The organism is Ancylobacter sp. TS-1 (assembly GCF_009223885.1).
In the GTDB taxonomy this organism is placed as follows: domain Bacteria; phylum Pseudomonadota; class Alphaproteobacteria; order Rhizobiales; family Xanthobacteraceae; genus Ancylobacter.
Genome location: NZ_CP045144.1, coordinates 2,516,028 through 2,533,628, shown reverse-complemented (window position 1 = coordinate 2,533,628; position 17,601 = coordinate 2,516,028). Strand labels below are relative to the sequence as shown.

At 70.4% G+C, this 17,601-nt stretch carries 18 protein-coding genes; 3 read left to right on the top strand and 15 right to left on the bottom strand.

What is annotated here, in order from left to right; translation table 11 throughout:
• Window positions 1-19 precede the first annotated feature (19 nt).
• From GBB76_RS11920 to GBB76_RS11850, 15 genes are all read right to left on the bottom strand, one after another.
• Window positions 20-850, bottom strand: coding sequence for a nitrilase family protein (locus GBB76_RS11920; RefSeq protein ID WP_246669124.1), 831 nt, complete (start codon window positions 848-850; stop codon window positions 20-22).
• A gap of 269 nt (window positions 851-1,119) precedes the next feature.
• A complete protein-coding gene (locus GBB76_RS11915; protein ID WP_152303502.1) occupies window positions 1,120-1,731 on the bottom strand; it encodes an ANTAR domain-containing response regulator in 612 nt (203 codons plus the stop codon).
• Window positions 1,732-1,779: 48 nt separating this feature from the next.
• Window positions 1,780-2,937 carry a transporter substrate-binding domain-containing protein gene (locus tag GBB76_RS11910; protein WP_256366626.1) on the bottom strand — a complete coding sequence of 386 codons (1,158 nt, stop codon included), beginning with the start codon at window positions 2,935-2,937 and terminating at the stop codon, window positions 1,780-1,782.
• Between the two features lie 118 nt (window positions 2,938-3,055).
• Window positions 3,056-4,054: a YncE family protein gene (locus GBB76_RS11905; protein ID WP_152303500.1), complete on the bottom strand. Its 999-nt coding sequence runs from the start codon at window positions 4,052-4,054 to the stop codon at window positions 3,056-3,058.
• On the bottom strand, window positions 4,051-4,590 hold the full coding sequence (locus tag GBB76_RS11900; RefSeq protein WP_152303499.1) for an SRPBCC family protein: 540 nt from the start codon (window positions 4,588-4,590) through the stop codon (window positions 4,051-4,053). The genes GBB76_RS11905 and GBB76_RS11900 overlap by 4 nt, the downstream gene beginning before the upstream one ends.
• A 14-nt stretch (window positions 4,591-4,604) precedes the next feature.
• The gene (locus GBB76_RS11895; RefSeq protein WP_152303498.1) at window positions 4,605-5,624 is read right to left on the bottom strand and encodes a vWA domain-containing protein; all 1,020 of its coding nucleotides are present in this window, start codon (window positions 5,622-5,624) and stop codon (window positions 4,605-4,607) included.
• A complete protein-coding gene (locus GBB76_RS11890) occupies window positions 5,621-6,181 on the bottom strand; it encodes a hypothetical protein (protein ID WP_152303497.1) in 561 nt (186 codons plus the stop codon). Before GBB76_RS11890 ends, GBB76_RS11895 begins: the two co-directional genes overlap by 4 nt.
• Complete coding sequence (locus GBB76_RS11885) at window positions 6,178-7,275, bottom strand: vWA domain-containing protein (RefSeq protein ID WP_152303496.1); 1,098 nt, start codon at window positions 7,273-7,275, stop codon at window positions 6,178-6,180. Before GBB76_RS11885 ends, GBB76_RS11890 begins: the two co-directional genes overlap by 4 nt.
• Window positions 7,272-8,192 carry a nonribosomal peptide synthetase MxaA gene (locus tag GBB76_RS11880; RefSeq protein WP_152303495.1) on the bottom strand — a complete coding sequence of 307 codons (921 nt, stop codon included), beginning with the start codon at window positions 8,190-8,192 and terminating at the stop codon, window positions 7,272-7,274. The genes GBB76_RS11885 and GBB76_RS11880 overlap by 4 nt, the downstream gene beginning before the upstream one ends.
• Complete coding sequence (locus tag GBB76_RS11875) at window positions 8,193-9,107, bottom strand: DUF58 domain-containing protein (RefSeq protein ID WP_246668905.1); 915 nt, start codon at window positions 9,105-9,107, stop codon at window positions 8,193-8,195. It abuts the gene before it with no gap.
• Entirely contained in the window at window positions 9,104-10,135 is a 1,032-nt protein-coding gene (locus tag GBB76_RS11870; protein ID WP_152303494.1) for a MoxR family ATPase, read from the bottom strand. The genes GBB76_RS11875 and GBB76_RS11870 overlap by 4 nt, the downstream gene beginning before the upstream one ends.
• 252 nt (window positions 10,136-10,387) lie before the next feature.
• Window positions 10,388-10,705, bottom strand: a complete 318-nt coding sequence (locus GBB76_RS11865; protein ID WP_152303493.1) for a methanol dehydrogenase [cytochrome c] subunit — start codon at window positions 10,703-10,705, stop codon at window positions 10,388-10,390.
• A gap of 45 nt (window positions 10,706-10,750) precedes the next feature.
• Window positions 10,751-11,359 carry a cytochrome c(L), periplasmic gene (moxG, locus tag GBB76_RS11860; protein ID WP_152303492.1) on the bottom strand — a complete coding sequence of 203 codons (609 nt, stop codon included), beginning with the start codon at window positions 11,357-11,359 and terminating at the stop codon, window positions 10,751-10,753.
• Between the two features lie 96 nt (window positions 11,360-11,455).
• Window positions 11,456-12,349 carry a methanol oxidation system protein MoxJ gene (moxJ, locus tag GBB76_RS11855; protein ID WP_152303491.1) on the bottom strand — a complete coding sequence of 298 codons (894 nt, stop codon included), beginning with the start codon at window positions 12,347-12,349 and terminating at the stop codon, window positions 11,456-11,458.
• Window positions 12,350-12,513: 164 nt separating this feature from the next.
• Window positions 12,514-14,415 carry a methanol/ethanol family PQQ-dependent dehydrogenase gene (locus GBB76_RS11850; RefSeq protein WP_152303490.1) on the bottom strand — a complete coding sequence of 634 codons (1,902 nt, stop codon included), beginning with the start codon at window positions 14,413-14,415 and terminating at the stop codon, window positions 12,514-12,516.
• A 462-nt stretch (window positions 14,416-14,877) separates the two neighbouring features.
• On the opposite strand from GBB76_RS11850, the gene GBB76_RS11845 reads away from it, so the two are divergent.
• From GBB76_RS11845 to GBB76_RS11835, 3 genes are read left to right on the top strand one after another with little or no spacing between them, the layout of a single operon-like run.
• Window positions 14,878-15,471: a hypothetical protein gene (locus tag GBB76_RS11845; protein ID WP_202911089.1), complete on the top strand. Its 594-nt coding sequence runs from the start codon at window positions 14,878-14,880 to the stop codon at window positions 15,469-15,471.
• Window positions 15,468-16,940, top strand: a complete 1,473-nt coding sequence (locus GBB76_RS11840) for an ATP-binding protein (protein WP_152303489.1) — start codon at window positions 15,468-15,470, stop codon at window positions 16,938-16,940. Before GBB76_RS11845 ends, GBB76_RS11840 begins: the two co-directional genes overlap by 4 nt.
• The gene (locus GBB76_RS11835; RefSeq protein WP_152303488.1) at window positions 16,937-17,599 is read left to right on the top strand and encodes a response regulator transcription factor; all 663 of its coding nucleotides are present in this window, start codon (window positions 16,937-16,939) and stop codon (window positions 17,597-17,599) included. The genes GBB76_RS11840 and GBB76_RS11835 overlap by 4 nt, the downstream gene beginning before the upstream one ends.
• Window positions 17,600-17,601: the final 2 nt, after the last annotated feature.

Genomic DNA, 17,601 nt, shown 5'->3' with positions numbered 1-17,601 from the left:
GCAGGCGGACGCGGCGGGCTCAGTACCAGCCGCGGGTGATGTCGGAGCCGAGCATCTCGGCGTAGACGTCGGTGCGGCGGTCGCGCAGCACCTGGTTGAAGGCGTTCCAGTTGCGGTCGCGCCGCGCGGCGCCGAGGTCGATTTCGGCGGAGACGATTTCCTCGCTGTCGCGGCTGGCGGGGCCGGCGGCGGGCCAGCCGGTGTGGCCGACGATCAGGCTCTGGCCCTCGAAGGGCTGGCCGCGCTCGGTGCCGATGCGGTCGGCGCAGGCGATGTAGAGTGAGTTCGAGTGGGCGGCGGCCATGGCGAGGATGTTGGCCATCGCCTCGCGCCCCTTCGCCTGACCGGGGATCGGCACCCAGTTGGTCGGCACGCACACGATGTCGGCGCCCTGCAGCGCCTGCAGCCGGTACACTTCCGGGAACCAGCCGTCGTAGCAGATGGCGACGCCGATGCGCCCGATGGAGGTCTGGAACACCGGGAAGCCGTTATTGCCCGGCTCGAAGAACAGGTTCTCGTTCCCCCACAGATGCATCTTGCGATAGGTGCCGACATGCCCCTGCGGGCCGATGACCACGGCGCTGTTGTAGAGCGCGTTGCCCTCGCGCTCGGTGATGCCGGCGACGATGATGAGGCCGCGCTCGGCGGCGATCTTCGCCCAGGCGAGGCAGGTCGGGCCGTCGGGAATGGTCTCGGCCAGCGCGAAGGCTTCCTCGCGGGTCTCGAAGACGTAGCCGGTGTTGGCGAGCTCGGGCAGCACGACCAGCCTGGCGCCGTCGTCCGCCGCGCGGGAGATCAGGTCGAGCGTGTGGGCGACATTGGCCGAGGTGTCGCCGAAGCGCGGCTCCATCTGGATGCAGGCGACACGAACAAGACTCGAACTCGGCATCTGGGCACACCCCTCCGGGCGCCGCGGTCGCCCGCGTCGCGAAAACAAAAAGCCCCCGGCAGCGCCTTCCGGCGCCAACGAGGGCTGCACAGCCTGAATGTGAAGCGGCAACGCTGCCGCCAACGCTCCCCATGGAGCACCGCGATGGAAACGCAGCCGGCGGACTGAGTCAAGCCCGATCTGCCGTCGAGAGTGGCAATTAATCCGGTGCCCAGAAAATGGGCGACCGCTCAGCGCTCGCCGTCGCCCTCGCGGCCGAGCTCGGCCAGCATGGCCTGCGCGTTGATGATGGAGCCGGCGACGGTGCCGATCGGCACACGCCGCGCGGTCGCCTGCTTGCGGATGAACTGGTAGGCCTCGTCCTCGCTGATGTTGCGCAGGCCCATCAGCAGCCGGGTCGCCTTCTCGACGTCGCGGCGGGTGCGCAGCGTGTCCTCCAGCTTGGCGATCTTGGCGAGCAGCCGGCTCTCGTAGCCGCGCATGGACAGCGCCAGCACGAGGTTCGACAGCACGCCCGAGGCCCGGATCGGGCGCACCAGCACGCCATGCGCGCTCGAATCGAGCAGAGCCTTCAGGACGGTCGGGTTCTCGTAGTCGACGATGGCGATGTGGGCGATGCTGAGATCCGCCATGCGCCACGGCATCGAGCTTTTCGTGTCGCGGTCGAGCAGGAAGAACACCGCGTCGAGCGGCAGCGGAAGCTGCGTCGGGGGTGGCCAGACGACCTGTACCTGGCAACCGATGCGCTGGAGCTGGCGCACGAGGTCGTCGCCGTCCTGGTCGCGCGGATGCACGACGGCGACGCGCATGTTGCGCAGGTTCTGGATGACCGACGCGTTCACCGGGCCGCCCGCGCGGCCGCCGCCGCCCGCCTCACCTGCCCGGCGGCGCTACGCATGGTCGTACACATGGTCGACGAGATAGGGGTCGGGCTTCACCGGCGCCTTCGACTCCCACACCACGTCGAAGGTGCCGTGCTCGTTCACCACGCCGATGCGCGGGTGCAGATAGGTGTGGTTGTTGTCCGGGTCGATGCGGATGCGCCCCTGCGGCGCGTCGTATTCGGTGCCGAGGGCGGCGTCGACGAGGCGCTGGGTGTCGAGCGAGCCGGCGCGCCGCAGCGCATCGGCGAAGAGGTGGATCTGGAAATAGGCCGCCTCGGCATACATCGTCACCGGCGCGTCGCGGCCGAAGCGGGCGCGGTAGGCGGCCACGAAGCGGCGGTTGGCCGGCGTGTCGACGGTGGAGAAATAGGGGGCGGCGGTGATGTGGCCGACGCACAGTTCTGGGCCGATGGCCGCCACCTCGCCCTCAGCGGTGGTGAGGCTCGCCACCGGCATGGTGTGCGGGTCGAGCCCGGCCTCGCGGAAGATGCGGTAGAAGGCCTGGCCGCCGGTGCCGACCACGGTGGAGAACACCACGTCCGGCGCCTTCCGGCGTATGTCCTCGACCACGCGGCGGATCTGGTCCTCGTGCGGGGTGACCGGCACATAGGCCTCGGCCACCACCTCGCCGCCCTCGCGTCCCACCACGTCGCGCATGATGCGGTTGGATTCGCGGGGGTAGATGTAGTCGGAGCCGACGAGATAGAAGCGCCGTCCATAGCCGGCGAAGAGATAGCGCGCGAGCTGCAGGCTGTTCTGGTTCGGCGCCGCCCCGGTGTAGATCACGTTGGGCGAGTACTCGAAGCCCTCATAGAGGGACGGGTACCAGAGCAGCGCGTTGCGCCGCTCGACCGTGGCCAGGATCGCCTTGCGGCTGGAGGAGGCGCAGCAGCCGAAGATGGTGCTGATGCCGTCTTCGGTGAGCAGGCGCTCGGCATAGCGCCGGTAGAGCTCGGGGCTCGATTCGGGATCGTAGCAGACCGGCTCGATGGCCCGGCCCCGCACGCCGCCGGCGAGGTTGATCTCCTCGATGGCGAGCGCCGTGCCGCGGAAATGCTCGGTCTCGGGCATCTGCATGTGCCCCTTGCGGGAGAACAGCACGCCGATCCGCCAGGTGCCTGACCCGGCACCCGCATTGGCTTCGCTCCTGTCGAGACCCGTCACCGCTTCTATCCGCTGGCCCGCTTGCCGCCGTTTCTGCCCGCCGCCGTGCGATCCGGACATCCCGCGTTTATTGGCGCGGGGGCGGGGAAAACGCAAGCTGCGCCGCCTTGCGGGCCGCTCAGGGCGGGGCGGGCGCGCGCGCCGGCAGGAGGACGAGATTGCGGGGGCCGGCGGCGACCGGGAGCCGGCTGGTGCAGGGCGATGCCGCGCCGATTCCGGCGACGCACAGGCTATCGTCGGCCCAGTTGGCGACGACGAGCCGGCCTTTCGGCGTGACGACGACACCTTCGGGGTAGTCGCCGACGCGCCGCTCGGTGCCGACCGTGCCGGCGGCGCGGTCCAGCAGGGCGAGCTTGCCGCTCTGCTGGTTCGTCACCGCCACCCGCGCGCCGTCGGCCGTCACCGCGACGCCATAGGGCATCAGCCCGATGCGCAGGCGCGCGGTCTCGCGCAGTGCCACCGTGTCGATGATCGACAGGTCGTTGCTCTGCACATTGGCGACGTACAACTCCCGTCCGTCCGGCGACAGCGCCAGCGCGAAGGGCGCGCGGCCGGTGGGCACGGTGGCGAGGCGGGTCAGGGTGGCGATGTCGACGACGCTGATCTGGTCGCTTTCGCGGTCGGCGACATAGGCGCGGCCTGCCGCAAGATCGACCACCAGCCCGGCCGGGGCGCGGCCGATGGCGACGCGGCCCGTCTCGCGCCCGTCGACGGCATCGACGCGGATCAGCGCGTCGGCGCTCCAGTCGCTGACGAGGAGCGCGCGCCCGTCCTCGATGACGGCGATGCCGAACGGCTCGCGGCCGACCGGAAAGCTCGTCTCGACGCGGCGGCCCGCCACATCGAGCCGGCTCACCAGGCCGAGGTCGGGATGCGTCACATAGAGGCGCTTCCCGTCCGCCGAGGCGGCGAGGGCGGCCGGCACGCGTGGCACGGCGACAGTGGCGAGGATCGTCGCCGCGCCGGCATCAATGAGCGTGACGATGCCGGCCTGCTGGGAGACCACCGCCACGATCTCGGGCGCCTCCTGCGCCTCGGCCGGGGCGGCGGCCAGCAGGAGAAGGGCGGCAAGCGTCTTCCGCCACCGCCGCGCCCGCCACCGCCAAGCGGGGGTCACTTGCCCCCCGCCTTCGCCTTGAGCCCTTCCAGGCCCTGCTTGATGAAGTCGGTCATCGCGGCGATGGCGGCCGCGTCGTTCAGTTCCTCGGGCGGCTCGTTGGTGGTGTCGGCGCGGTAGAAGCGCGCGCTCCAGGCGACCTCGCTGCCGCCGCCGGACGGCTTCACCTCGATGGTGGCGGTGTAGAAGCTGACCGGGATCGCCTCCACATTCTCCTTCAGCAGCCGGTAGGAGATGCGTTTGGCGGCGGGGTCGACCTCGTCGAGACCCTCGGTGATCTCGCCCTTGGCGAGTGTAAGGGTGCGCTCGGCGCCGGCGGCGTCGCCCCCGGTAAACGCGACCTTCTTCACCAGCGGGTTCCAGTCGCCGATGCCGCCGAAGCTCGACACCAGCTTCCACACCTGATCGGCCGGCGCCTCGACGACGATGCTCTCATCCGCGCGCTGGGGCGTGGGGCCGTGTGCGGTGGCGGGCAGCAGGCCGGCGAGGGAGCTTGCAAGCAGCAGGCCGGACGCGAGCAGGATTCGTCGAAGCATCGTCTCAGTTTCCTTCATCGGGCAGGAAGCCGCTCGGGCCGGCGACCGGAAAAGGCGCCGATGCCGAACAGCAGGGAAAGGCAGGCGAGCGCCAGCGCCGCCGGCACGGCGGCGGTCTCGACGCGGGTCTCGACCGGCCGCACGCGCGTGTCGGCCTCGACGGCGGCGAGAAAGCCGGCGGGCGGGTCGAGCGGGGCGAAGCCGAGCCCGGTCTGCGCGGCGAGGGCGCGCAGATGCTCCTCGCGCATCGAGCTCAGATGCTCGGTGCCGCCGGCCGGTTCGCCGCCCCAGGGCGCGTTGCGCGGGTTCCAGCCGGCGCGTGTGGGCGCGTCCTCCGGCGGCGGGCCGAGGCGGTTCTCCTGCGGCACGTCCTGCTCGTCATAGAAGCCGATCTCGCGCCCGTCGGCGTCGTATTTCGGGATCGGTGCCGGCGCGGCGCCGCCGATACCGACCAGCAGCCCCGCCACCTTGCCCGGCTCGCCGTCGAAGGGTGGCAGCGCGCCGCCGGCGAGCGGGGGCGCCTCGTGGCCGTCGGTCATGAAGACGAGATCGGCGTCGAGATCGGTGGCGATGGCGAGGCCGGAATGCACGCCGCGCGCGACATAGCTGTCGCCCTCCCACGCCATGCGCCAGTCGAGACTATCGATGGCGCCCTCGATGGCGGCGAAGTTCCCGCACAGCTCCGCCGGCTCGAAGAGCAGGAAGGTGCGGCGCTCGGTGAAGATGCCGAGCCCGACCCGCGAGCGGCAGGGCAGGGCGGCGAGCAGTTCCCGCGCGCCCTGCCGGGCGGCGGCGAGGCGCGTCGCCGGCCGGCCGTCGAGAAACGCGTCGCGCACGTTCATGCTGCCGGTCACGTCCACCACGAGGAGGATGTCGCGGGTGGGGCGGGTGACGGCGACGCGCGGAGCGACCAGCGCGGCGAGCACCGCCAGCAGTGCCGCCGTCAGCAGCCAGAAACGCCAGTCGCGCGCCGGGATGAGCGGGCCGCGGCCAGCCGCATCCTGCGCGGGGGGGCGGGCCGCGAACCGGCTCATGGCAATCCCCTAGGGATGCCCGGCAGGTCGGTCCAGAGCTTCTTGGCGGCCTCTGGCGGCATTTCCTCGCCCTCGACGTCGAGCTGGGGAAAGTCGCGCACCAGCCGCATGGCGATGTCGAGATTGTACTTCGCGTCCCAGAAGCCGGGTTCGATGACGAGGGCGCGCCGGTAGCCCTCCTTGGCGAGCCGCACCAGCGGCACCGCCGGGTCGATCCGGTTGGAGCCGAGATGGTCGATGGCGAGCCGCAGCCGGGCATTGGCCATGTCGTAGAGCGCGGCCACGGCGAGCCGACGGTCGGGGTCGGCGGCAAGCCGGTTCAGCAGCGGCTGGGCCTCGTCGAGCCGGTCGCGCACGGTGAGGAAATGCAGGCGCGCGAAGGTGAGTTCGGCCGGGTCCTGCGGGCTTGTCGCGAGGTCGTGGCCCGACACCAGCGCGGCGATGAGCGCGTTGTCGTGGCGATCGACGAAAAGGCGCGCGGCGAACCAGCCGGCGGCGATGAGGCCCGCCGCAAGGAAGGCGGTGCTGGCGAGGATGACGAGGCGTGCCGGGTTCATGCCGCCCTCCGTTGCGCCGGCGGGGTCGCGGTTTCGCCGGCACGGTTGGCGCCATGCCCGGCCGGCGCGTGCCCGGCGGGCGACAGCCGCCGTTCGGCGAGCTTGGCCGCCATCAGCAGCGCCAGCGCGGCGCCGGCCACCGCGAAGGCGGGGCGGGCGAAGTCGCGGCGCGGGATGCGCTCGACATAGCGGATCGGCCGCGTCTCCTGCCGGTCGATCTCGGCGATGGCATCGGCCACCGCCTGCGGGCTCGTCGCCTCGAAGGCGCGATAGGGCACGCCGAGCGTCTGCAGGAACAGATGCAGGTGGCGTTCGGGGTTGGCCTGCGGCGTGTCCTCGCCCGGCGGGGGCACCTCGAAGATGCTTTTCGCGCCGCGCGAGCGCAGGAACAGCCAGTAGAGATGCACCGGCGTGCGGGTCGCCGCGTCGCGCAGGGCTTCCTGCACCCGCCGGTCGACCAGCGCGGCGCCGTCCGACACCAGCAGCACCGCGCGGGAGGTCTCATCGGTGTCGCCGGCGAAAGTGGAGAAGGCCAGCGCGAGGCCGCGCCCGACATCGGTGAAGGCGAGGCCCGGCCGGTCGATGGCGTCGATGGCGGCCTCGACCACCTCGTGATGGTCGGTCAGCGGCAGCACCGGCATGGGCGAGGTCGAGAAGGCGGCCACCGCCATGCGGTCATGCGGGCGCCGCCCGACGAACTCCGCCAGCAGGCGCCTGGCGGCAGCGGATTTGGATTCCTGGTCGCCGGTCGGGGCGCGGTCGGCGAAGCTGTTGTCCATGCTCGACGAGCGGTCGAGCAGCAGCACCAGATGGGCGCCCGTGCCCTCGCGCTCGATGCCCTGCTCGCGCCGGTGCAGCCCGGCGAGGCCGAGCACGAGGGCGAGCACGGCGACCGCCCCGGCCAGACGCAGGACAAGGGCGACCGCGCGCGAAAGCGGGTCGGCTGGCACCAACTCGAGCGCGGGCAGGCCCCGGCGGGCGAACACGCCGGCAAGCAGCGGCAGCACGGCGAGGACGGCGAGCGCCAGCACGAGCGGGTAATCGACGCCCCAGTTGCGCGTCAGCGCCTCGATCGTGCCGCCGGCCCCGCTCATGCGCTCCCCCGCTCGACCGCCCGCAGGCGCCGGGAAAGCGCGACCAGCGCCTCCGGCGGCAATTCGCGCCGGGCGCCGTCCATGTCGCCGCCGAAGAAGGCGCGGCGGGAGGCGTTGAAGAGCCGTCTCACCTCCGCCTCGGCCGCGTGGAAGGCCGGGTACGCCCGGAAGAAGTCGGGCAGGTCCTCGGCGAAGACACCCTTGCCCGCCGTGGCGTCGAAGGCGCGGTGCAGGGCGCGCAGCGCGCCGCCATAGGCGGCTGGCGACGGATCGGCCGTCGTGCCGAGACTGGTAGGTACCGCCCGCGCGGCCCGGGCGAAGGGGCGCGCCGCGCGTCGCCCGAACGGTCCCCAGCCCATCTGCCAGGCGAGCACGAGAAAGGCGAGGAGCGCGACGGCCAGAGCGGCGAGCAGACGGCGCAGCGTCGTCCCGGTCGGGATCGGGGCCGGCGCAATATCGGGGCGCAGCGCCATTGCCGGCCCCGCGCCGGTGGCGACGATCTCGCGCAGCGGCGACATCAGGAACGACCAGGGCGGCACCTCCACCGGCACCCGGCGCCCCTCGGCGACCGCCGTCAGCGTGAGGCCGGGAAGGCTCATCCGGCGCGGCTCCAGCGGCGCGTAGAAGGTCTGGTAGACGAGATCGAGCGTGTAGCGGCGCACGCCGTCCGCTACCCCCTCGTCGGTGAGCGTCACCCCGCGCAGGTCGAGCCAGTAGTCGAGCGCGCGCGGGGCCGGCAGCGAGGCGGGATCGAGGACGAAGGGCGCGTCGAGCGCGATCTCGGCGGTCAGGGTGACGACATCGCCAATGACATAGCCGAAGGGGCGCGGGGCGTAGAGATCGATGCCGCGCAGCTGCGCGTGCGCCGGCGAGGTCAGCAGGGCGAGCAGCAGGACAAGGCGCGCGAGCCCCCGCATTCACCCCTCCATCAGCCGCTGCGCCAGCGCATCGGCGTCGAGCGCGTCGCCGAGCTCGACGGGGCGCAGGCCGCGCCGGGCGAACAGGGCGGCGAGCGCGCGCCGACGGGCGGCGGCGGCCTCGATCCAGCGCGCGCGCAGGCCGGGGCGCATGACGACGAGGCGGGCGCGGCCGGTTTCGAGGTCGCCGAGCTCGATCAGCCCCCAGCGCGGCAGGCGCTCCTCCACCCCGCCGTCGCGCAGGATTACGGGCACGACATCGTGCCGCCACAGCGCGTCGAGCAGCCGTTCGAGCGCCACGGGCGGCATCAGGAAATCGGAGATCAGGAAGACCAGGCCGCGACGTCCCGGCAGGCGTGCGGCGGCGTCCATCAGCCCTTCGGTGCCAGTGCCGCCGGGGCGGGCGGTGAGCAGGCGCTCGCGCACCTCCTCCTCCAGCCCGCGCCGGCGGGCGAGGGGAAGCGTCACCTCCTCGCGCAGCCGGGCGTCGGCGCCGAACAGGGCGAAGCTGTCGCCCGCGCGCACGGCGGAAAGCGCCACCAGCGCGCACAGATCCGCCACCCGTCCGGCGACGGCGCCGCCGAAGCGCATGGAGCCGGACAGGTCGACCAGCGCCGCCACCGGCACGGTCCGGCGCGGCGCGAACTGGCGCACATGCAGCTCGCCGAACGGGTCGCGCAGCGAGACGCGCAGGTCGATGCGGCGCGGGTCCGGCTGGCGGAGCAGCGGCACATGGCGGCGGAACTGGCCCTCGGCGCCCTCGCCATGGCCCGGATGGGCGCCGGGGAGGATGCCCTCCGGCCGCCAGCGCAGCCGGTAGGCAATCGGCTGCCACTCGGCGCCCGCATTCCCGCCCGCGCCCCGCGCGGCGCCACCCCGGGCGTCCGTCACGGTGTCGTTCAGGGTGTCTTTCATGGCGCCTGCACCTTCTCGAACACCCCCGCAATAAGGGCGGAGACGATGCGCTCGCGGCGCAGCTCGTAGATCGGGTCGATGAAGATGCGGTGCGCCATCACCTCGGGGAACACGGCGCGCAGGTCCTCCGGCACCACCATGTCGCGTCCGTCGAGCCAGGCCCGCACCCGCGCCGCCCGCACGAGATAGCTCACGCCGCGCGGGCTGGCGCCGCCCTGCACCAGCCGGGCGGTGTCCACGCCGTCAATGTCGATGCCGAGCGAGGCCGGCTCGCGCACGCCCGCCCACAGGGCCAGCGTGTAGGCTTCCAGCGTCGGGCTGGTGCGCACGCCGATCTGGATCGCCCGCGCCACCGTGCCGAGCGCCTGCGGGTCGAGCACTCCGGGCTCGACCTCCATCAGCAACGCGTCGACATCGTGGAAGCGCGGATCGAAGACGAGGGAGCGCCGCGCCTCGTCCTGCGCCGGCATGGCGACCTGCACCTCCATGAGGAAGCGGTCGCGCGCGGCGGCGGGCAGTTCGAAGGTCTCCTCGCGCTCGACCCGGTTGCGGTCGGCGAAGACCTGCACATGGGGGAAGCGGTATTCGCGGTTGAAGGCCGACACCGACCGCTCGGCCATGAGCCGCAGAAGCAGCGAGTGCACCTGTGGGCGGGCGCGGTTGATCTCGTTGAAGAAGAAGATGGCGAGTTCCTCGCCCTGCCGCAGCAGCGGGCCGGGGTCGATGCGCGGGCGCCCGTCCTCGCCGAGATGGGCGTGGTAGATGAGGTCGGCGGGCATCAGGTCGATGGTGCCCTCGATCCGCTCGAAGGCGCCGCCGATGGCGCGGGCCATGGCGCGCAGCAGCGTGGTCTTGCCGACGCCGACATCGCCTTCGAGCAGCACATGGCCGCGCGCGAAGGTGGCGATGGTCAGCAGGCGGATGACGCGCTCCTGGCCCAGCACCACCTTGCCGATCTCGCGCTCGAAGCGCAGTGCCTGGGCCCGCCAGTCCGAAAGGGCGAGGTCGGTTTCGCGCGCGAGATGCATCCCGGTTCCCTTCGTGCCGGGCGGCGCTGCGCGGCCGGGCCCGGAAAGGGCGCGGCCCACGCCCCGGGGCGGTCATCCCCGGGGCGTCGGCCGCGCCAGTTGCCCACAACTCGGACGGCTAGCCCGGAGGATCGCGGGGCGGACAGGAGAATGACGTCCGCCCGCAAGTGGGTTCGTGAAAGAGGCGGGTTCCAGCACTCCGGCCTTCCCCGCGCGCGCCGTCGAAGGCGCACGCGGGGGCCGGTGGAACCGTCAGTTCGCGCTCGGGATCTTGCTCACGTCGTAGACGAACTTGCCCGTCTTCTTGAAGTTCGCGATGCGCTGGGCGTTGCGCGCTTCCATCGCCTTGAGCGACTCGGACTGCTTGTTGACTTCCTTCGGGTCGTGCTTGGGATCGTACTTGGAGCCGGCGACCTTTTCGGGGAAGCCGGGCTTGGGTTCCCAGCAATTGCCGGGGGCCTTGCAGTTGGTGCCGTCATAGGCGCTGGCGCCGCCCGCCATGGCGAGGGCGAGAGCCCCCGCGCCGGCGAGGGCAAAGGCGAACTTCACGCTGCGATCGATCATGCTCATGTTACGTCTCCTCGTCGTTTCCACCCGTTCTTCGGCCGATGGGGTTCAGCCCGCCGGCCCGCCACAAGCCGCGGTCAGCTCTTCGGCTGGCTCGATGTGCTTGGCGTTCGCGTCGAAGGGTTTGAAGGCGGCGCGCTGAGTGTCGTTCAGCCACGTCGCTCCCTTCGGATCGTCCTTGTAGAGGTGCCGGACCCAGGACATGACGAGCAGCATCTCGTTCATGTTCAGCGCGCCGTACATCGGGCCCATCTGGCCGTTGGCGCCGCCGAAGACGGTCTCGAACAGGCCCTGATCGGTCTCGTTCTTCGGATAGGTCCAGTAGGAATCGTTGAGGCCCGGCCCGATCTTGCCCTCGCCATAGTGTCCGTGGCAGCCCGAGCACATGGAGAGGAAGAGCTCGTGCGCTTTGGGCAGGCAGGCCTTGTCCTCGTTGTAGATGTTGACGCCGGTCTCGAGGAAGGTCTTCACCGCCTTGGTGTCGCGGCCTTCCTCGGGCGCCTCCGCGAGGTCCAGCGGCTGGCCGGTCACGGTGTTGGTCAGCATGATCGCCGCGCGGGCACCGAACCCCACGACACCTGCTCCGAGGGCTCCGGCGAGAAGGAGGAGCGCCGCCTTCCGGCTGACGCTCATCTTGCTAAAGATCGGCTTGGTCATCGAACCTTGTTCACTTCGCGAGGTCGGGGGCGGTGCCGGCGGCGCCTGGGGCGCGCCGGCGCTCCGCGTCGGGGTTCAGTCGAGGCCGCGATCGGCTCAGGTGTTGGGATCGAGCAGGGGGATGCCTTCCTGCGTCAGGATCTGCTCGATCTGCGGACGGGCCTTCTCGATCGCCGTGTTGATCTCGGCCAGCAGCGCCGGGTCGTTCTTGCGCACGCCGATGGCCTGGTCGTAGTGCATCGGGATCGGATTATCGTTCGGCCGGTCGATGTCCCTGGTGATCACCGTCATGCGCAGCGGCGTCGAGGAGGACTTCACATAGCGCGCGACCTCGGGGGCGAAGGCGATGCCGACATCGGCCTCGCCGCTGGCGACCTCGGTCACGATGCGGTCGCCGGGCACCTGGACCCACTGGTTGCGGCGCGACTTGAAGTTGACCAGCGAGTACATGTAGGCCGCATTGTCCTCGAAGCGCCCGATGCGCTTGAGCATGGTTTCCGCCGGCGAGTAGAAGCGCACGGCAAAGCGCGTCTGGTCCTTGATCTGCTGGTCTTCCCAGTCGCCGGTGGTGATGTTGCGGTCTGCCTTCGTCACCAGCACATAGCCGGTGCGGTAATAGGGCTGGGAGGTGAGCAGGCGCTCGTCGCCGACATCCACGCCCATCACGAGGTCGCAGTTGTTCTTGTCGAGCTGGTCGCGCACCAGATAGATGCCCGGCTGGTCGGAGCGCACGAAGACCGGCTTGCGGCCCATGGCCTGCGCCAGCACGGTGGCGATGCGGTCCTCGAAGCCGGTGGAATCGGCGGCCGAGAACGGCGCCTCGACATTGGACGCGCAGATGCGCAGTTCGTTCGGGTTGCGGCCGCCGGCCTTGTCGGCCTCGACCGTCGCGGCTGTGGCGAGGGAACCCTGGGCAAGGCCAAGGGCGAGAGCGGAGACGGCGAGGCCGGCAAGGATGCTGAGCCGGCTCATGGAAAGCGCCTTCGACATGATGGATCCTCCTGGACCGGATGACGCCGAACCGCTTCGGGTCCGCGTTTGGGGGGAGATCTGGGGAAGTGACGGCGCCGCGGCGCCGTCAGGCCGGTGTCGGTGACGGGACCGCCCGCCGCGTCAGGAGGGGCGCGGCGGGCGGCCGTCAGCCGGGACGGAGGTCAGCCGCCCTGGATCACGGTGGTCGAGTACTCGCCCACATTCGGATCGTCGTAGGGGCCCTTGCCGTCGAGCGAGAACACCATCACGCCGCCACCCATCTGGGTGTAGTGCTGGAGCTGCTTGAAGGCGCCCACCGAGCCGAGGCCGGCGGTCGGGTCGTTGAGGTCGAACACCAGGCCGACGCCCGGCCAGCCGCCGACGCCGTAGTAGATGGCGACGTACTGCGTGCCCTTGTGGGTGTAGGTCATCGGGTGGCCGATCACGCCCGAGGGAAGCTTGAACTTCCAGAGCAGTTCGCCGGTGTCGCTGTCACGCGCCTTGATGAAGCCGTCCAGCGTACCGTAGAACATCACGCCGCCAGCGGTGGCAAGCGTGCCGCCCCAGGCCGCGAAGCGTTCCATCACCTGCCACTTGTACTTGTTGTTGATGGCATCGTAGGCCTTCACCTGACCGAGACCTTCATAGGTCTGGCGGTCACCCTTCGGGCCCGGATACATCCACAGGGTCGCGCCGACGAAGAACTGGCCGGCACGGTAGGGAAGCATGAAGGGCTCCCAGTCCATGCAGATGTGGTTGATACCCATGAAGAAGGACTTGCGCTCCGGATCGTAGGAGTCATGTCCCTGGTTGTGGTAGCCCATGGCCGACGGGCAGATGTCGCGGCCACGATGGTCCATGCGAGTGCCGAATTCCGGGTCGCGCTGCGGCAGGCCGGTCTTGAGGTCGACCTGCTTCACCCAGTTCACCGTCTCGTCGAGCTTGTCGGCCGACACGAGGTCGCCGTTCTCGCGATCGAGCGTGTAGACGATGCCGTTGCGGTCCGGGTGGGTGAGGAGCTTCCTCATCTTGCCGGTCTTGTCCTTCTGCTCGGAGAGCATCATGACGTTGACGCCGGCATAGTCCCACTCGTCGTGCGGGGTCTTCTGGTAGCCGAACTTGGCGTTACCCGTGTCGATGTCGCGACCCCAGATGGTCATCGTCCACTTGTTGTCGCCCGGACGCATCGTCTCGTTCCACGGCGCCGGGTTGCCCGAGCCGTAGTAGAAGAGGTTGGTGCCCGGGTCGAAGGCGTACCAGCCCCAGTTGGTGCCGCCGCCGATCTTCCACGCCTCGCCTTCCCAGGTGGCCTGGCCGAGGCCCTTCTGGCCGTAATGCGGGTTGGCGCTGTTGAAGTCGTCGGCGAGGCGGACCTCGTCATCCGGGCCGGTGGCGAAGGCGCGCCACTTCTGGGTGCCGGTGGCGATGTCGTAGGCGGTCACGTAGCCGCGCACGCCGAGCTCGGCGCCCGAGGAGCCGATCAGCACGGTGTCCTTGACGACGTAGGGCGCGATGGTGAGCGTCGAGCCGACCTTGATGTCGGAGTTCTCGAGCTTCCAGTATTCCTCGCCGGTCTTGGCGTCGAGGGCGACGACATGGCCGTCGAGCTGGGTCTTGATGATCATCGGGCCGACCGTGCCGTTGCCGGGCCAGTAGGCGAGGCCGCGGTTGACGACGTCGCAGCAGGCCACCGCGCGGGCGGTCGGGTTCTGCTTCGGCTTGTGCTGCCACAGGATCTTGCCCGGGTCGTCCAGCCCGACCGCGAAGGTCGTGTTGGGGAACGGCGAGTGAATGTACATCACGCCGTCGACGACGAGGGGAGTGCCCTCGTGGCCGCTCAGGACGCCGGTGGAGAAGGACCAGGCCGGACGCAGCTGCTTGACGTTCTGCTTCGTGACCTGGTTCGCTTCGCTGTAGTTGTTGGCGCTGTAGTTCTTGCCGGTCATCGGCCAGTTGTCGGTGTTCTTCGACAGCTCGACGAGCTTGTCGTTGGCCACCGCCGGCGCCGTGGCGCCGAGACCTACCACCGTCGCCAAGGCGGCGGCGACGGTGAGCGCGGACACCGAAGTGTGCAGTCGGCTCATTGGACGTTCCTCGCGTTTCCTAATCCCAGGACGTTCCGCGTCGCCCTCCGGCTTTCGCCGCAGGAGGCGCAGACTTCTTCGCTCTTCCGGTGCCCCGCATCGGGTGATGGCGTCGCCGATGGCTTTATTTGGGTGCGCCGAGAAGAATTCTTATGTTTCTTTAAGGTTGTAGTTATTCACGCCAATATTGTTCGCCGTGACCGCTTTTGATGTCTGTAGGCAAGATGGAAATTGTGGGCGGGAACTTTTCCCTGTTTGACAAGAGAAGTCGCCGCCGCGAACCGGAAACCTTGTCAGGGAGGCAGAAAACTGTTTTCCTGTCAGCGCCTTGATGCGGTTCGGAGGCGGCGCGGTGCCGTCGGCGCGGCATCGCCGCGCGGCAGTCGCCCGTGCACCTTTCCGGCATCGATGCATGAAGGCATTCGCTCGACGGTCCGCCTTATAAGAAGTTCATAAGTATAGATGAAGCTCGCTCTCAACCCGTTCGCCCGCGCCCTCCCCGGCGCTGCCCTCGCCGTCGCGCTCGCCGTCGCCCTTGCCGGCTGCTCCGATGAGCGGGCGGATGAGCGCGCGCAGGAGACGCGCGAGCGCGTGGCGGCGCCGGCCGGGGACGATCTGGCGAAGCGGAAATGGCTGACGCAGACCGACGACACGGCGCCGGACCTGTGGCTCGCCAGCCGGGAGACGGGCCACGACATCGGCCAGAACGATCCGGCGGTGGCCGGCTGGCGCGGGGTGCTGGCGGATGCTGGCGCGCGCTTCGGGGAGACCGACCGCATGATCGCCAACCGCGCCGTGCAGCTCGAGGGCATGCTGCGCGAGATCCGCATCGAGGAGGGCGCCCGGCAGATTCTGGCGGACTTCTCCGCGCTTGTCCCGAAGGGTGCGCGGGCGGGCTTCAGCGATCTGTGCCAGCACTACTATAATCTGCGTGCGCAGGGTGCCAGCCGCGCGGCGGCACTGGAGCGCCTGCGGGCCGAGGCGCCGGCTGGGGCTCCGGCAGTTTCGCCGGCGGCGGCCGCGACGGGAAGCACGGGCGGAAAGGTCTCGCCATGAGTGCCTTCGTTCCAGCGCCTCCCGGCCCTCCGGCGGCGGGCTTCAGCTTCTGGCACCGGCGCTCGCTGCGCTGGCAGATGATGGCGGCGGTCATCGCCATCAACCTCGGTGCCGCGCTGCTGGCGCTGGTGGTCATCATCGCCAATGCGCGCCGGGCGACCGAGGTCGAGATGAACGCCTCGCTCGTGGTGGCCGAGCGCTTCGTCGAGGAGACGGTGGAGCGCCTCGCCGGCACGCAGGATGCGGCGACCTCGCTGAAGCAGCTGCCGCTGCATGTCAGCGGCCTGCGTCATGTGCGCATCCGCATCGAGGACGCGCAGGGCAATGCCGTCGAACTGGTCCCCTCCTCCGGCGAAGGGGCGGGCGAGGAGGACGAGCACGAGGCCGAGGTGCCGGGCTGGTTCGCCGCCCTCGTCGCCGTCGAGGGCGCGCGACGCGATATTCCGGTGACGGAGAACGGGCTGGTCATCGGCAATGTCCGCCTCGTCGGCGAGGCGTCGGACGAGACCGCCGAGGTCTGGAACGACACGTCCGACCTCGCGCTGCTGGCGCTGGCCGTCAACATCGCCGTGCTCGGCGCCCTCTATCTGGTGCTCGGGCGGCTGCTGATGCCGCTGAGGACGCTCTCCGCCGGCCTGTCCGAGCTGGAGGCGGGGCGTTTTGAGCACCGCCTGCCGCTGCCGAAGGTGCGCGAACTGGCCGTGATCGCCGACCGCTTCAACGCGCTGGGCGCCGCGCTGGACAGTGCCCGCGAGGACAATGCGCGGCTCAACGAGGACATCATCCACATCCAGGATGAGGAGCGCCGCCAGATCGCCGCCGACCTGCATGACGAGCTCGGCCCCTGCCTGTTCGGGCTGCGCGCCAATCTCGAATCGATCGAGCGCCTCGCCGGGCGCACCGAGCCGGAACTCGGCCGGCGTATCGGCGAGCGCGCCGGCACCATGGCCGATATTCTCGACCGCGTGCAGGATCTCAACCGGCGCCTGCTGCGCAAGATACGCCCGATGGCGCTCGGCCATGTGCCGCTGGCGGCACTGATCGCGGACCTCCTCGCCGAGTTCGAGCGCCACTCGCCCGGCCGTACCTTCGCCCTCTCCGCCGACGGGCTCGCCGAACGCTATGGCGACAGCGTGGACATCACGGTCTATCGTTGCATCCAGGAAGCGGTGACGAACGCGCTGCGCCATGGCGGGGCCCGCCACATCGCCGTCTCCCTGCATGTCGATCTGCGCGCGGGCCGGCTCCATCTCGTGGTGGAGGATGACGGGCTCGGCGTGCCGGCGGGTGCGGCGCGCGGCTACGGCCTGCTCGGCATCGAGGAGCGGGTAGGTGCGCTCGGGGGAAGCTGGCGGCTCGTGCCGGCCCGGCCGAGCGGCACCCGCGTCGAGATGAGCGTCCCGCTGCGCGGGGAGGCCGGGGCTCGGCCAGCCGAGAACCGCACCACTGAAAGGACCGCCGCGACATGACCAGCGCGCTCGTCATCGACGACCATCCGATCGTGCTGCAGGGCTGCCGGCGCCTGCTGGAAGATGCCGGCGTCGATCGCGTGCTGGAGGCGAGCACGGTTCTGGCGGGCTACCGCCTGTTCCGCCGCGAGCGGCCCGACGTGGTGATCGTCGACCTGGCGCTGCACGGCAACGGCCTGAGCGGGCTGGTGCTGGTGCGCCGGCTGCGCATGCAGGACGCGCGCACGCCGATCCTCGTCTTCTCCATGCATGGCGATCCCGTCATCGCCAGCCGCGCGCTGGAGGCGGGTGCCAATGGCTATGTGCTGAAGGACACCTCGTCCGGCGCGCTGCTGGAGGCGTTCGACAAGGTGCGGCGCGGCCAGCCCTATATGAGCCACGACCTCGCCATGCAGGTCGCCATGCTCGGCACCCGGAAGGCCACCATGCTGGCCGACATCACCCCGCGCGAGTTGCAGACGCTCTCGCTGCTGGCGGAAGGCAAGGACTACACGCTGATCGCCCATGAGCTGGGCATCAGCTACAAGACGGTCGCCAATACCTGCTCGGCGCTGAAGTCCAAGCTCGGCGCCAACAGCCTGCCGGAACTGGTGCGGCGCTCGATCCAGTTCCTCTCCAGTTCGCCGGTCGGCGGGGGCGGGCGCATCCGCCCGCTCTGAGT